The organism is Streptomyces sp. NPDC032745, assembly GCF_055579465.1.
Map to the genome: position 1 here is coordinate 941,495 of NZ_JBVING010000001.1, position 14,102 is coordinate 955,596.

The 14,102-nt window shown below is 72.7% G+C and carries 14 protein-coding genes; 10 read left to right on the forward strand and 4 right to left on the reverse strand.

The window, feature by feature from the left end; genetic code table 11:
• Positions 1 to 15 precede the first annotated feature (15 nt).
• The 7 genes from ACZ5WG_RS04175 (at position 16) to ACZ5WG_RS04205 (ending at position 8,861) form a co-directional block, all read left to right on the forward strand.
• Positions 16 to 1,464, forward strand: a complete 1,449-nt coding sequence (locus ACZ5WG_RS04175; RefSeq protein WP_468720409.1) for a hypothetical protein — start codon at positions 16 to 18, stop codon at positions 1,462 to 1,464.
• A gap of 21 nt (positions 1,465 to 1,485) precedes the next feature.
• Positions 1,486 to 2,739 (forward strand): 1-deoxy-D-xylulose-5-phosphate reductoisomerase, encoded by a 1,254-nt coding sequence (gene dxr, locus ACZ5WG_RS04180; RefSeq protein ID WP_468720410.1) that lies wholly within the window; start codon positions 1,486 to 1,488, stop codon positions 2,737 to 2,739.
• Entirely contained in the window at positions 2,736 to 4,037 is a 1,302-nt protein-coding gene (locus ACZ5WG_RS04185) for a M50 family metallopeptidase (RefSeq protein WP_468720411.1), read from the forward strand. Before dxr ends, ACZ5WG_RS04185 begins: the two co-directional genes overlap by 4 nt.
• 175 nt (positions 4,038 to 4,212) lie before the next feature.
• Entirely contained in the window at positions 4,213 to 5,370 is a 1,158-nt protein-coding gene (gene ispG, locus ACZ5WG_RS04190) for a flavodoxin-dependent (E)-4-hydroxy-3-methylbut-2-enyl-diphosphate synthase (RefSeq protein WP_468720413.1), read from the forward strand.
• A 162-nt stretch (positions 5,371 to 5,532) separates the two neighbouring features.
• A complete protein-coding gene (locus ACZ5WG_RS04195; RefSeq protein WP_468720414.1) occupies positions 5,533 to 6,378 on the forward strand; it encodes a GNAT family N-acetyltransferase in 846 nt (281 codons plus the stop codon).
• 169 nt (positions 6,379 to 6,547) lie between these two features.
• Positions 6,548 to 7,120 (forward strand): GNAT family N-acetyltransferase, encoded by a 573-nt coding sequence (locus ACZ5WG_RS04200; protein ID WP_468720415.1) that lies wholly within the window; start codon positions 6,548 to 6,550, stop codon positions 7,118 to 7,120.
• Between the two features lie 43 nt (positions 7,121 to 7,163).
• A complete protein-coding gene (locus ACZ5WG_RS04205; RefSeq protein WP_468720417.1) occupies positions 7,164 to 8,861 on the forward strand; it encodes a proline--tRNA ligase in 1,698 nt (565 codons plus the stop codon).
• A gap of 90 nt (positions 8,862 to 8,951) precedes the next feature.
• Here ACZ5WG_RS04205 and ACZ5WG_RS04210 read toward each other — a convergent pair whose 3' ends face one another.
• From ACZ5WG_RS04210 to ACZ5WG_RS04225, 4 genes are read right to left on the reverse strand one after another with little or no spacing between them, the layout of a single operon-like run.
• Positions 8,952 to 9,974, reverse strand: a complete 1,023-nt coding sequence (locus tag ACZ5WG_RS04210; protein ID WP_468720418.1) for a slipin family protein — start codon at positions 9,972 to 9,974, stop codon at positions 8,952 to 8,954.
• Between the two features lie 45 nt (positions 9,975 to 10,019).
• On the reverse strand, positions 10,020 to 10,922 hold the full coding sequence (locus ACZ5WG_RS04215; protein WP_468720419.1) for an aminoglycoside phosphotransferase family protein: 903 nt from the start codon (positions 10,920 to 10,922) through the stop codon (positions 10,020 to 10,022).
• Positions 10,923 to 10,938: 16 nt separating this feature from the next.
• The gene (locus ACZ5WG_RS04220) at positions 10,939 to 11,397 is read right to left on the reverse strand and encodes a ferritin-like domain-containing protein (protein WP_468720420.1); all 459 of its coding nucleotides are present in this window, start codon (positions 11,395 to 11,397) and stop codon (positions 10,939 to 10,941) included.
• Entirely contained in the window at positions 11,394 to 11,996 is a 603-nt protein-coding gene (locus ACZ5WG_RS04225; protein ID WP_468720421.1) for a hypothetical protein, read from the reverse strand. The genes ACZ5WG_RS04220 and ACZ5WG_RS04225 overlap by 4 nt, the downstream gene beginning before the upstream one ends.
• Positions 11,997 to 12,110: 114 nt before the next feature.
• Between ACZ5WG_RS04225 and rimP the strand changes: the two genes are divergently transcribed.
• The 3 genes from rimP to ACZ5WG_RS04240 all read left to right on the forward strand — a co-directional run bounded on the left by rimP (position 12,111) and on the right by ACZ5WG_RS04240 (position 14,028).
• Positions 12,111 to 12,608, forward strand: a complete 498-nt coding sequence (gene rimP, locus ACZ5WG_RS04230; RefSeq protein WP_053786175.1) for a ribosome maturation factor RimP — start codon at positions 12,111 to 12,113, stop codon at positions 12,606 to 12,608.
• A 2-nt stretch (positions 12,609 to 12,610) separates the two neighbouring features.
• A complete protein-coding gene (gene nusA, locus ACZ5WG_RS04235; protein WP_352214095.1) occupies positions 12,611 to 13,621 on the forward strand; it encodes a transcription termination factor NusA in 1,011 nt (336 codons plus the stop codon).
• A 119-nt stretch (positions 13,622 to 13,740) separates the two neighbouring features.
• Entirely contained in the window at positions 13,741 to 14,028 is a 288-nt protein-coding gene (locus ACZ5WG_RS04240; RefSeq protein WP_078622365.1) for a YlxR family protein, read from the forward strand.
• The last annotated feature ends 74 nt before the right edge of the window (positions 14,029 to 14,102 follow it).

Consider the following 14,102-nt stretch of genomic DNA (forward strand, 5'->3'; position numbering starts at 1 on the left):
GGGAAGCGGATGCATGTGAACGTGGACAGGGAGAGCCGACGGCTCGCCTGGTGCGTGGCGCTCCTGCTGCGCCACGCACCGGACGCCGTCGCCTCCGACCTCCTCGGGCGGCTCGACGCGCCCACCCGCCGGTTCCTGTGCCGGGACGAGTACCTCCCGGCCTCCGCGGTCACCCTGCTGCTGCGCGAGGGAACCGACGAGGACCGCCGCACCATCGCCCGCAGCCCGCAGGTGCACGGCCGCCCCCTGCCCGGCCTCCCCGGCCCCGCGCGGTACGCGGCCCGCCCCGGCCCCTCGCCGGAGCTGCTGGCCACTTTCAGCGCCGAGCTCGGCCGCCCGCTCGGGCCGCCGACGGCCGGCGCCGAGCCCGCCGCGCCGCCGCTGACCGGCAGCGAGCCCGCCGGGCCGCCGACGGCCGGCAGCGAGCCCGCCGCGCCGCCGCTGACCGGCAGCGAGCCCGCCGGGCCGCCGCTGACCGGCGCCGAGCTCGTCGGGCTGCTGCGCCGGCACGGCAGCCGCCGGCCGCGCATCCCGCTCGACGTGCTGGCCCTCCCGTACGAGCTCGACACCGAGACCCTGCTGCGCGAGCACGCCCGCGCCCCGCTGCCGCCCGGCTCCGTGGAGGCCCTGCTGCTGGTCGCCGATCTGGACCGGCGGGCCCGGCTCGCCCTGCTCGACACCCGCGCGCAGGCCTCGTACGGGCCGGCATGGCACCGGCCGGCGGTCCGCGCCGTCCGGACCGGCACCCTGACCTTCGACGAGCTCGCGGCGGCCGTCGCGCCGGCCCACCGGGCCCTGCTGCTCGGGCAGGCCCACGCCGCCGGCGGCCTCGGCTGGAACCTGGCCGAGTGGGCCGGGATGCGCTCGGCCCTGCTGCGGGTGCTGCGCCCGCAGCTCGGCGACGACCCGAGGCTGTGGGCCGAGCTGCAGCGGCACGCCCCCGGGTTCACCGGCACCCTGCCCGAGCTGGCGGCCGCGGTCGCCGCCGGGACCGCGCCGCCGCCGCAGCCGGAGGGCGCGATACCCGGCCTCGCCGGGGCCGTGGACGCCCTCGCGCCGGGATCCGCGTGGGAGCCGGACGACAGCGTGAACCGCGAGCTGGCCCTCGCGAGCCTCGGAGTGCCCAACGCCATGGGCGATCTGCGCGAGGACATCCGGTGGGTCCGCGCCTGCCTCGACGACGGCATCCTGGCCGGCGCCGACGTGATCCGGCACAAGGCCCCCGCTGCCTGGGCCCTGGACGAGGGCCACTGGCTGGGGGAGGTGGACCACCCCGACCGCCACGACCACCACCCGGCGGTCCTCGCCGCCCGCGCCGAGGCGGACCGGCTGTTCGAAGCCGCCCTCGGTGGCGAGGCCGACGCCTGGTGGCGGGCCGCCCGCGCGCTCCCGGACTTCGCCGGGACGCTGCCCGAACTGCTCGCCGGCGCCGTTCACGGGGACTCCGTGTCCAACCGCTCCTGAGTTGCGGCAACAATGGGGGGCATGAGCGACCGCCCAGCCCCCCTCGCCGATCCGCACCTCCTCTTCGACCCCGCGGCCGGCCGGCGGGACATCGTCATCCTCGGGTCCACCGGGTCCATCGGGACCCAGGCCATCGACCTCGCCCTGCGCAACCCCGACCGGTTCCGGGTGACCGCGCTGTCCGCCGCCGGCGGGCGCGTCGGGCTGCTGGCCGAGCAGGCCCGGCAGCTGCGGGTGAACACCGTGGCCGTCGCCCGCGAGGACGTCGTACCGGCCCTGAAGGAGGCGCTGAACGCCCAGTACGGCGCCTCGGAGCCGCTGCCCGAGATCCTGGCCGGGCCCGACGCGGCGACCGAGCTCGCCGCCTCCGAGTGCCACACCGTCCTCAACGGCATCACCGGTTCCATCGGCCTCGCGCCCACCCTGGCCGCGCTGCAGGCGGGCCGCACCCTGGCCCTGGCCAACAAGGAGTCGCTGATCGTCGGCGGCCCGCTGGTCAAGGCCCTCGCGAAGCCCGGCCAGATCATCCCGGTCGACTCCGAGCACGCGGCCCTCTTCCAGGCCCTCGCCGCCGGGACCCGGGCCGATGTGCGCAAGCTCGTGGTCACCGCCTCCGGCGGACCCTTCCGCGGCCGCACCCGCGCCGAGCTGGCCGGCGTCACCGTCGAGGACGCCCTCGCGCACCCCACCTGGGCCATGGGCCCGGTGATCACCATCAACTCGGCGACCCTGGTCAACAAGGGGCTGGAGGTCATCGAGGCGCACCTGCTCTACGACATCCCCTTCGACCGCATCGAGGTCGTGGTCCATCCGCAGTCGTACGTCCACTCGATGGTGGAGTTCTCCGACGGCTCCACGCTCGCCCAGGCCACCCCGCCGGACATGCGCGGACCCATCGCGATCGGCCTCGGCTGGCCCGAGCGCGTCCCGGACGCGGCCCCCGCCTTCGACTGGACCAAGGCCTCGACCTGGGAGTTCTTCCCGCTGGACACCGAGGCCTTCCCGTCGGTGGGACTGGCCCGGCACGTGGGCACCCTGGGCTCCACCGCCCCCGCCGTGTTCAATGCGGCGAACGAGGAGTGCGTGGAGGCGTTCCTGGCCGGTCGGCTGCCGTTCACAGCAATCATGGATACGGTCTCTGCCGTGGTCGATGAGCACGGGACGCCGGACGCGGGAACTTCTCTCACCGTCGCAGACGTCCTCGAAGCGGAGACCTGGGCCAGGGCCCGGGCACAGGAGATGGCGGCCCGGGCCGCCGTGGAGGCGCGCGCATGACAGCACTCATGACGGTGCTCGGAATACTCATCTTCGTATTCGGGCTGCTCGTCTCCATCGCCTGGCACGAGCTCGGCCACCTCTCGACGGCCAAGCTCTTCGGCATCCGCGTGCCCCAGTACATGGTCGGCTTCGGCCCGACCATCTGGTCGCGCCACAAGGGCGAGACCGAGTACGGGATCAAGGCCATCCCGATGGGCGGCTACATCCGCATGATCGGGATGTTCCCGCCCGGCGAGGACGGCAAGGTGACCGCCCGCTCGACCTCGCCGTTCCGCTCGATGATCGAGGACGCGCGCTCGGCGGCGTACGAGGAGCTCCAGCCCGGCGACGAGACGCGGCTGTTCTACACGCGCAGGCCGTGGAAGCGCGTGATCGTGATGTTCGCGGGCCCGTTCATGAACCTGGTGCTGGCGCTGGCGATCTTCTTCGGCGTCTGGATGAGCTTCGGGATCAACCAGACGACCACGCAGGTCGCGAGCGTCTCGCCGTGCGTCATCCAGCAGAGCGAGAAGCGCGAGATCTGCAAGGCCGGCGACCCGGTCGCCCCGGCCAAGGCCGCCGGCCTGCTGGCCGGGGACCGGATCGTGGCGTTCAACGGCCACAAGGTGGCCGACTGGGCCGCCCTGCAGAAGCAGATCCGCGACACCGTCGGCCCTGCCACCGTCACGGTCGTCCGGGACGGGAAGCAGCAGGCCCTCCCGGTCAAGCTGATCGAGAACAAGGTCGCCAAGACGGACGGCCACGGCGGGTACGTCAAGGGTCAGTACGTGACGGCCGGCTGGCTCGGCTTCAGCCCGAAGAGCGAGATCGCCCCGCTGTCCTTCGGCCAGTCCGTGGACCACATGGGCGAGGTCGTCGACAACAGCGTCCAGGGGCTGCTCAAGCTGCCCGCCAAGGTCCCGGCCCTGTGGAACGCGGCCTTCAGCGGGGCCGAGCGCGAGCCCGACTCCCCGATGGGCATCGTCGGCGCGGCCCGGATCAGCGGTGAGATCGCCACCCTGGACATCCCGGCCGAGCAGCGGCTCGTGTTCTTCCTCCAGCTCGTCGGGTTCTTCAACCTCTCGCTGTTCCTGTTCAACATGCTCCCGCTGCTCCCGCTGGACGGCGGGCACATCGCGGGCGCCCTGTGGGAGTCGGTCCGGCGCACCGTGGCCAGGGTCTTCCGGCGCCCCGACCCCGGCCCGTTCGACGTGGCGAAGCTGATGCCCGCCGCGTACGTGGTGGCCGGAGTGTTCGTCTGCTTCACGCTGCTCGTGCTCGTGGCCGACGTGGTGAACCCGATCAAGATCACCTAGTACGTCCGGATGTACTCCGGCCGTACGGGGAGCCGGGCACGCTTCGTGCCCGGCTCCCTACGTTCGGGTGTTCCGGGCCCTCGGATGCATGGGCCGCCCCGTGGTTGGCGTAATCTCGAAGCCTGGAGCCCGCCGATCTCGGGACCTTGATCCACACCTTGGGGTTGCACAGCAGATGACTGCCATCTCTCTCGGAATGCCGGCCGTGCCGACGAAGCTTGCCGACCGCAGGGTCAGCCGCAAGATCCAGGTCGGCTCGGTGGCCGTCGGCGGCGACTCACAGATCTCGGTGCAGTCGATGACGACCACCCGGACCTCCGACATCGGCGCCACGCTCCAGCAGATCGCCGAGCTGACCGCCTCCGGCTGCGACATCGTCCGCGTGGCCTGCCCGACCCAGGACGACGCCGACGCCCTCGCCGTCATCGCGAAGAAGTCGCAGATCCCGGTCATCGCCGACATCCACTTCCAGCCCAAGTACGTGTTCGCCGCGATCGACGCCGGCTGCGCCGCCGTCCGCGTGAACCCGGGCAACATCAAGCAGTTCGACGACAAGGTCAAGGAGATCGCGAAGGCCGCCAACGACGCGGGCACTCCGATCCGCATCGGCGTCAACGCCGGCTCCCTCGACGCCCGGCTGCTCAAGAAGTACGGCAAGGCCACCCCCGAGGCGCTGGTCGAGTCCGCGCTGTGGGAGGCCTCGCTCTTCGAGGAGCACGGCTTCAGCGACATCAAGATCTCGGTCAAGCACAACGACCCGGTCGTCATGGTCAACGCCTACCGCCAGCTCGCCGCCCAGTGCACGTACCCGCTGCACCTCGGCGTCACCGAGGCCGGCCCCGCCTTCCAGGGCACCATCAAGTCCGCCGTCGCCTTCGGCGCGCTGCTCTCCGAGGGCATCGGCGACACCATCCGCGTCTCCCTCTCGGCCCCGCCGGTCGAGGAGATCAAGGTCGGCATCCAGATCCTGGAGTCGCTGAACCTCAAGCCGCGCCGCCTGGAGATCGTCTCCTGCCCGTCCTGCGGCCGCGCCCAGGTGGACGTCTACAAGCTGGCCGAGGAGGTCACGGCGGGCCTCACGGGCATGGAGGTCCCGCTGCGCGTCGCGGTCATGGGCTGCGTCGTCAACGGCCCGGGCGAGGCCCGCGAGGCCGACCTCGGTGTCGCCTCCGGCAACGGCAAGGGCCAGATCTTCGTGAAGGGCGAGGTCATCAAGACCGTCCCCGAGTCGAAGATCGTGGAGACCCTCATCGAAGAGGCGATGAAGATCGCCGAGCAGATGGAGAAGGACGGCGTGATGTCCGGCGAGCCCACCGTCGCCATCGGCGTCTGAGCACCCCGGGCGCCTCGGCGGCGCCCCGCACGCATCGGCCCCGGCCCCGTTCCCGCAGCTCGCGGGCGGGGCCGGGGCTTTTTCGTGACCCGTGGGACCAGGCATCCTCCGGTGGCGGCGGGTACAGTTCGGAGATCAGCAGACTTGTATGGTGAGGCCCCAGTGTTGACGCAGACCACCACCCGGGTCCTTGAGCCCAGTGATCTGGACGCCGCCCTCGAAGTCCTCGGGCGCGAGCCGGTCGAGAACGCCTTCGTCACCTCTCGGGTCCAGGTCGCCGGACTCGACCCCTGGCGCCTGGGCGGCGAGATGTGGGGCTATTACGCCGACGGGGAGCTGCGCTCCCTCTGCTACGCGGGCGCCAACCTGGTCCCCGTCTGCGCCGACTCCGACGCGGTCCGCGCCTTCGCCGACCGCGCCCGCCGCACCGGCCGCCGCTGCTCCTCCATCGTCGGCCCCGCCGACGCCACCCGGCTGCTGTGGCAGCTCCTCGAGCCCAGCTGGGGACCCGCCCGCGACGTCCGCTCCCACCAGCCGCTCATGGTCACCGAGCGGGCGTCCGCGGACGTGCGCCCCGACCCGCTGGTACGGCGGATCCGCAAGGACGAGATGGACCTGATCATGCCCGCCTGCGTGGCCATGTTCACCGAGGAGGTCGGCGTCTCGCCGATGGCGGGCGACGGCGGGCTGCTCTACCAGGCCCGGGTCGCCGAGCTGGTGGGCACCGGCCGCTCCTTCGCCCGCATCGAGGACGGCAAGGTCGTCTTCAAGGCGGAGATCGGCGCTGCGACCGCCAGGGCCTGCCAGATCCAGGGCGTGTGGGTGGACCCCGAGTTCCGCGGCCGCGGGCACTCCGAGACGGGGATGGCGGCCGTCGTCGATTTCGCGCTGCGCGATGTCGCGCCCGTGGTCAGCCTGTACGTCAACGACTTCAACACCGCGGCGCGGGCGGCGTACCGGCGAGTGGGGTTCCGCGAGGTGGGCGCGTTCATGAGCGTCCTGTTCTGAACGCGCCGCTCGCGCGGCTCGGCCCCAGGGGGCCTCACCGGCTTCGCGGCGCTGCGCCGGACTCCGTCCGGCGGTGCCTGGTCGGCGGTGGCGGTCCCCGGCCCCTGGGGTCCGGCCAGGGCGGGGGCCGTACGGACGGGGGCGGGGCGTGCCCAGTAAGGTCGGCCGCATGCTGCCTACCCCCGGGGGCGACGACCCCGACCGGCCCGCCGGACTCCGCATCGGTCCCCTCGACCTCGCCGACCGCGTGGACGAGGCACTGCGCGTGCAGGCCGTGGCCTTCGGGCTCAGCGAGGAGGAGGTCGGCATCCGGCGCTACATCGTGCAGCGCCACATGACCTGCCGCGGAGCCCGCGCCCTCGGTGCGTTCACCGAGGACGGAGCCCTCGCCGGGTTCGTGTACGGGATGCCGAACGACCGGGCGTACTGGTGGTCCTCGGTCGTGGAGCCGTACCTGCGGGCCGAGGGCCACGACGGCTGGCTCGACGGCTCCTTCGTCATCACCGAACTGCACGTCCACCCCGGCTTCCAGGGCCACGGCGTCGGCCGCACCCTCATCAGCCGGCTCACCGACGCCGCCGAGGAGCCCCGCTCCATCCTCTCCGCCATCGACACCGAGAGCCCGGCCCGCGGGCTCTACCGGGCCCTCGGCTACACCGACCTGGCCCGCCAGGTGCACTTCCCGAGCGCGAGCCTCCCCTACGCCGTGATGGGCGCCCCGCTGCCGTTGCGCCGCGCCTGAAACGGGTTTCCGGGGGGCCGGGTGCCCCGGGTAGCCTCCCGTCATGTCATCGCAACACGTGCAGCGCATGTCCCGCCTCATGGCCAAGACCCTCCGCGAGGACCCGGCCGACGCGGAGACCCTCAGCCACCGGCTCCTCGTCCGCGCCGGATACGTCCGCCGCAGCTCCGCGGGCGTGTGGACCTGGCTGCCGCTCGGCAAGAAGGTCCTCGACAACGTCTCGCGCATCGTCCGCGAGGAGATGGACGCCATCGGGGCACAGGAAGTGCTGCTCCCGGCGCTGCTGCCGAAGGAGCCGTACGAGGTCAGCGGGCGCTGGTCCGAGTACGGGGACCTGCTCTTCCGGCTCAAGGACCGCAAGGGCGCGGACTACCTCCTCGGCCCCACCCACGAGGAGATCTTCACCCTGGTGGTGAAGGACCAGTGCACGTCCTACAAGGACCTGCCGGTCATGCTCTACCAGATCCAGACCAAGTACCGCGACGAGGCCCGACCGCGGTCCGGCGTGCTGCGCGGCCGCGAGTTCCAGATGAAGGACTCGTACTCGTTCGACGTGAGCGACGAGGGCCTCGCGGAGTCCTACGCCCTGCACCGGGCCGCGTACCAGCGGATCTTCGAGCGCCTCGGCCTGGACCACCGCATCGTGTCGGCGGTGTCGGGCGCGATGGGCGGCTCGGCCTCGGAGGAGTTCCTGGCGCCCGCGCCGGCGGGCGAGGACACGTTCGTGGACTGCCCGTCGTGCGACTACGCGGCGAACACGGAGGCGGTGACCTTCGCGCTGACCCCGGTGGACGCCGAGCACCCCGCGATCGAGGAGGTCGACACCCCCGACACCCCGACGATCGAGACCCTCGCCGCGCACCTGGGCGTGCCCGCGTCGGCGACGCTGAAGAACCTCCTGGTGAAGGTCGACGGCGAGATCACGGCCGTGGGCGTACCCGGTGACCGGGAGGTGGACCTCGGCAAGCTCGGCGAGCATCTGGCCCCGGCGGTCGTGGAGTTGGTGACGGCCGAGGACTTCGTCGACCGCCCCGACCTGGTGCGCGGCTACGTGGGCCCGCAGGGTCTCGGCAAGGTCCGCTACCTGGCCGACCCCCGTGTCGCGCCCGGCACTTCGTGGGTGACGGGTGCCAACCGCGAGAACACGCACGCCCGGAACGTGGTCTGCGGGCGCGACTTCGAGGTGGACCAGTACCTCGACGTGGTCGTCGTCGAGCCCGGCGACCCCTGCCCGCGCTGCGGAGCCGGGCTCCGGCTGGACCGCGCGATCGAGATCGGGCACATCTTCCAGCTGGGCCGCAAGTACGCGGACGCGTTCGGGCTGGACGTGCTGGGCCGGGAGGGCAAGCCGGTGCGGGTCACGATGGGCTCGTACGGCATCGGCGTCTCGCGGGCGGTGGCCGCGCTGGCCGAGCAGACCGCCGACGAACGGGGCCTGGCCTGGCCGGCGGCGGTGGCCCCGGCGGACGTCCACGTGGTGGCGGCGGGCAAGGCGGTGCCGCTGGCGCTGGCGGAGCGGGCGTCCGAGGCGCTGGCGGGGTCCGGGCTGCGGGTCCTGCTGGACGACCGCCCGGGCCTGTCGCCGGGCGTGAAGCTCACGGACGCGGAGCTGATCGGCGTCCCGTGGATCCTGGTGGCGGGCCGCCGCTCGGCGGACGAGGTGGTCGAACTCCAGCACCGGGCCACGGGCACCCGCGAGGAACTCCCCCTGGCCGAAGCCCTGTCGCGCCTGACGCGCTGACCCCCACCGGCCACGCGGAGCTCCAGCCCCGCAGGCGTTGGGGGCGCGGGTCCGGGCGGAGCCCTGGGGGCACCCGCGCAGCCGCGGCAGTCAGCCGGCCTGCGCTTCGTCCGTGCCGGGTGGGGTGGGGCCCCGGGCGGCCGTGTCCCAAGGCGGGCCCGGCGAGCCGTCCGCGCCCGGTCCGGGGCCCGGGGAGCCGTCCGGCGCGGCGCCCGCGTCCGGGGCGCCCTCCAGCGCGGGGCCGGGGGCCGACGAGCCGTTCAGTGCCGGGCCAGGGGCCGGCGAGGCGGTGAGCGGGGTCGGCCCCGGGGGCGTGGTCTGCGGGTGCTGCGGCGGGTCCGGGGTGGTCTGTGCCGGTGCCGCGCGTTCCAGGAAGCGCAGGAGTTCCACCGGGAACGGGAGGACCAGCGTGGAGTTCTTCTCCGCGGCCACCGCCACCACCGTCTGCAGCAGCCGCAGCTGCAGCGCCGCCGGCTGCTCCGACATGACCTCCGCCGCCTGGGCCAGCTTGTGCGAGGCCTGCAGCTCCGCGTCCGCGTTGATCACACGGGCACGCCGTTCCCGGTCCGCCTCCGCCTGGCGGGCCATCGACCGCTTCATCGTCTCGGGAAGGGACACGTCCTTGATCTCGACCCGGTCGATCTGCACGCCCCAGCCCACCGCCGGGCTGTCGATCATCAGTTCCAGGCCCTGGTTGAGCATCTCCCGGTTGGACAGCAGATCGTCCAGGTCCGACTTGCCGATGATCGACCTGAGCGAGGTCTGCGCCATCTGCGAGACGGCGAAGCGGTAGTCCTCCACCGCCACGATCGCGTTCGCCGGGTCGACGACCTTGAAGTACACGACCGCGTCCACGCGCACCGTGACGTTGTCCCGCGTGATGCCCTCCTGCGCGGGCACCGGCAGCGTCACGATCTGCATGTTCACCTTGTGGATCCGGTCGATCACGGGAACGATCATCGCGAAGCCGGGTGGCCGGATCTCCTCGCGCAGCCTGCCGAAGCGGAAGACCAGGCCCCGCTCGTACTGCTTCACCACCCGGGCCGCGGCGCCCATGTAGACCGCGACGCCCACACCCGCGGCGATTGCCGCTGTCAGCAGTTCTTCGACCATGACGGCCCCCTGCCGGACGTGCATACCTACCTTAAACGGTATGCCCTACAACCAGGCCGCGAACTCCAGCAGCAGCTCCGCGTCCCGGCGCCGCCCCGCGGCCAGCGCCCGGTTCCCGGACTCCACCGCGCGGAACAGCGTCCAGCCGCGCAGCCGGTCCCGGTCCAGCTCCAGGGAGTCGGCCAGCTTGTTCACCCGGCGCCGGGCGCCCGCCGCCCCCGCCGAGGACGCGACCTGGTCCTCCAGCCGGTCCCGGACCAGCCGGGCCAGGTCGTACGCGCGGTCCCCGACCAGCGGGTCCGGGCCGACCGCCAGCCACGGCGCCCGCTCGCCCGCGAGCACCTTGCCCTGCCGGAAGTTCCCGTGCAGCAGCAGCTCTTCGCCGGGCAGCGCCGTCAGCTCCTCGCGGACCGCGAGCGCGGCGGACGCCAGCGCCTCGGCCTCCGGCGGGGCCTTGCGCAGTACCTCCGCCTGCTGCGCGGTGCGCTCGGCCACCGTCTCGAACGGGTGCCCGGCCGGCGGGGTCACCCACAGCCTGCGCAGCGTCCCGCTCGCCTCCAGCAGGGCCTTCGCCTCCGGCAGCGACCGCAGCGACACCTCCGGGTGGAGCCTCTCCAGCAGCAGCGCCCCGTCCTCCGCGTGGTGCCGGGTGTCGAGGACCCGTACGGCGCCGAACCCGCCCCAGTGCGCCAGTGCGGCCAGCTCCCGGTCGGGCCGCGCGGCCGGGGGAGCCAGCTTCACCGCGGCCGGGGTCCCGTCGGCGTAGTGGACGAGGACGACCAGACTGCTCCGGCCGCCCGGGGCCTGCACCCGCTGGGCCTGCACCCCACGCCGGGCCAGCGCCTCCTCGGCGAGCCGGGGCAACTGCCCCAGCCAGTCCGCGTTCTGGGCCGGATCCGGCGTCTCGCCGAGCGCCCGTACAAGCCGCTGCGGCGGTTCGAAAGCCATGCGTGCGTGATCCCTTTCAGCTGGTCCGGGCTCGTTCTCCACGTTCCGTGAGCCCAGGGAAGGCTACGCCGACACCACGCCAGCGTGCCGCGCGCACGGCCGCGGCGCTCAGCGCGTCGGCTGCCTCGCGTCGCAGCCGGCCGTCCGCCGCCCGCACCAGATCGGAGTACGCACCCGCCACCCGGTCCTCGATCTCGGCGGCCAGCCGCTCGGCATCGGCCGGCGTGCGGACCTCGAAGGGCAGGGCGTACGCCGCCTCCGCGGGCCGCGGAGAACCGCCCATCTCGCGCACCGTCCGGGCGAGCGCGTCCCGGCGGGACAGATGGCCGCCGTGCGCCTCGCGGGCCTCGGCGGAGCGCGCGGAGGAGGCTCGCGCGCCGATGACCCCGTAGCCGTACGCGGCCGCGTGCTCGGCGGCGAGCGCCGACTGTGCGGCCTCGAGGGCGCGGTTCGCGGGGGAGGGTTCGGGCTTCACGGCTTGGCTCCCTGGGGCGAGGTCAGCAGGTAGGCGTGTACGGCGCCGCACGCGGCCACCGAGGCCAGCAGCCGGGCCAGCTCCCCGGGCGCCCCGGCCAGGGCGATGGTCCGGGCCTCGGCGAGGCTCCGCTCGGCGTCCGCGAGGGCGGTCAGGGCCTCCTCCGGCTTCGGCGGCACGGGCTCGCCGCTCACCGCGGGGGCGCCGGCCGGCGCGGACGAGGCGGAGGAGGAGGGTGAGGCTGAGCCCGAGGGCTTGCCGGTCGCGGAGTCCGCGGAGGCCAGTGCCCCCGTGTGCGCGGCGACCGAGGCGCGCAGCGGTGCGAGGCGCGCGGCCAGGGCCGGATGGGCGGCGGCGGTGGCGTCGTAACGTTCCAGCAGCCGCTCGCTGTCCCGAACGGCCGTCCCGCGCATCCGCCGTTCGAGTGGAACCCCGGCAGCGGTGTCCGACGAGCCGTCCCCGTCGGAGCACCCGGTGAGCAGCGCGGCACCGGTCACACCGGCGGCACCGGCGAGCAGGCTCCTGCGGGAGAGCCGCAAAGGCGAAGTCCAGGGCACGGCGACGTCCTCGAAGGTGGTGACGGGGCAGGGTGTGATCACCGTACCCGGGGCCCTGTCCCCACGGAGGACGGCAACACCCTCCGCGACCGGATACCCTTTGACCTGACACGCGACGTAAACCACAACAGCACACGCGGCCGAGGAGTCACCCGGATGAGCACCACCCAGAGCGACAGGCTGCGCGGATTGCTGGAGCCGCTCGTCGCCGCCAAGGGCCTGGATCTCGAGGACATCGAGATGTCCAAGGCCGGCAAGCGCCGGATGCTGCGCATCATCGTGGACTCCGACGAGGGCGTGGAACTGGACGCGTGTGCCGAGCTGAGTCGCGAGGTCTCCGACAAGCTCGACGAATCCGATGTGATGGGCGAGGACGAGTACGTCCTCGAAGTGAGCTCGCCGGGCGCCGACCGCCCGCTGACCGAGCACCGTCACTACGTACGGGCGATCGGCCGCCTCGTGAAGTTCCAGCAGGTGGAGGGCGGGGAACTGATCGCCCGCATTCTCGACGTGGACGACGAGGGAATGGACCTCGAGGTTCCGGGCGTGAAGGGCCGCAAGGCGACCGCCCGCCGTATTGCTTTCACCGACATCGCCAAGGCGCGGGTCGAGATCGAGTTCAACCGCAAGGACAAGAAGGAAGAGGAGGCGTAGCCGTGGACATCGACATGAGTGCCCTGCGGGGTCTGGTCCGGGAGAAGGAGATCTCCTTCGACCTGCTCGTCGAGGCGATCGAGTCGGCCCTCCTCATCGCGTACCACCGCACCGAGGGCAGCTTCCGGCGCGCGCGCGTGGAGCTGGACCGCACCAACGGCCACGTCGTCGTATGGGCGACGGAGGACCCGCGGGACCTGGAGGAGGGGCAGGAGGCCAAGGAGTTCGACGACACCCCGTCGGACTTCGGCCGGATCGCCGCGACGACCGCCAAGCAGGTGATTCTGCAGCGTCTGCGCGACGCCGAGGACGACCTGACCTTCGGCGAGTTCGCCGGCCGTGAGGGCGACGTCATCACGGGTGTCGTCCAGCAGGGCAAGGACCCCAAGAACGTTCTCGTCGACATCGGCAAGCTCGAGGCCATCCTGCCGGTGCAGGAGCAGGTCCCCGGCGAGGAGTACACGCACGGTCTGCGCATCAAGGCGTACGTCGTACGGGTGGCGAAGGGTGTCCGCGGTCCGTCCGTGACCCTGTCGCGCACCCACCCCAACCTGGTGAAGAAGCTCTTCGCGCTGGAGGTCCCGGAGATCGCGGACGGCAGCGTCGAGATCTCGGCGATCGCCCGCGAGGCCGGCCACCGCACCAAGATCGCCGTACGGTCCACCCGCTCGGGCCTCAACCCGAAGGGCGCCTGCATCGGCCCGATGGGCGCCCGTGTGCGCAACGTCATGGCCGAGCTGCACGGCGAGAAGATCGACATCGTCGACTGGTCGGACGACCCGGCGGAGATGGTCGCGAACGCGCTGTCACCCGCCCGGGTGAGCAAGGTCGAGGTCGTCGACTGGGACTCGCGCTCCGCCCGGGTGACCGTGCCCGACTACCAGCTGTCGCTGGCCATCGGCAAGGAGGGCCAGAACGCCCGCCTCGCCGCGCGGCTCACCGGCTGGCGCATCGACATCCGTCCCGACACCGAGGCGTCCCCGGACGCCGACCGGGCCCGGGACGGGGAATAAATCCGGTACCGGCCGGAGCTGTCCGGCCGGTAGACAGGATCAAGACAGCAGATCTCGACAACATCCGTTCGATTTTTCGCCCGAAGGGGTGAGGTCGGTGCGGGGAGGTAGACTTAGGCGTGTCTGGCCGGACGCAAGCCCGCGCATGCCCCGAACGCACCTGTGTGGGGTGTCGGGAGCGAGCGGCCAAGAGCGATCTGCTGCGCATCGTGGCGATCGGGGACGAATGCGTCCCTGATCCAAGCGGTACGCTGCCCGGCCGGGGCGCCTATGTGCACCCTGCCGTGGTCTGTCTGGACAAGGCGGTCCGTCGCAGAGCGTTCCCCCGGGCCCTTCGGTCCCCGGGAGCACTCGACACGACCGGACTGAGCAAAGCCGTGGCCGTCGTGGCCGAGGCGACACCGTAAGAAGTAGTACGGCACGGATACCCCGTGCGGTCAGGTACCTCGCGAGTTGGAAGTAGGTCGAGATTGCGATGAGC

What these genes read in the sequence shown, in the direction of transcription:
- dxr (WP_468720410.1), top strand. Translation starts at nt 1,486, where the DNA reads ATGAGCGACCGCCCAGCCCCCCTCGCCGATCCGCACCTCCTCTTCGAC.
- ACZ5WG_RS04215 (WP_468720419.1), bottom strand. Translation starts at nt 10,922, where the DNA reads ATGGCTTTCGAACCGCCGCAGCGGCTTGTACGGGCGCTCGGCGAGACG.
- ACZ5WG_RS04205 (WP_468720417.1), top strand. Translation starts at nt 7,164, where the DNA reads ATGTCATCGCAACACGTGCAGCGCATGTCCCGCCTCATGGCCAAGACC.
- ACZ5WG_RS04210 (WP_468720418.1), bottom strand. Translation starts at nt 9,974, where the DNA reads ATGGTCGAAGAACTGCTGACAGCGGCAATCGCCGCGGGTGTGGGCGTC.
- ACZ5WG_RS04200 (WP_468720415.1), top strand. Translation starts at nt 6,548, where the DNA reads ATGCTGCCTACCCCCGGGGGCGACGACCCCGACCGGCCCGCCGGACTC.
- ispG (WP_468720413.1), top strand. Translation starts at nt 4,213, where the DNA reads ATGACTGCCATCTCTCTCGGAATGCCGGCCGTGCCGACGAAGCTTGCC.
- ACZ5WG_RS04185 (WP_468720411.1), top strand. Translation starts at nt 2,736, where the DNA reads ATGACAGCACTCATGACGGTGCTCGGAATACTCATCTTCGTATTCGGG.
- rimP (WP_053786175.1), top strand. Translation starts at nt 12,111, where the DNA reads ATGAGCACCACCCAGAGCGACAGGCTGCGCGGATTGCTGGAGCCGCTC.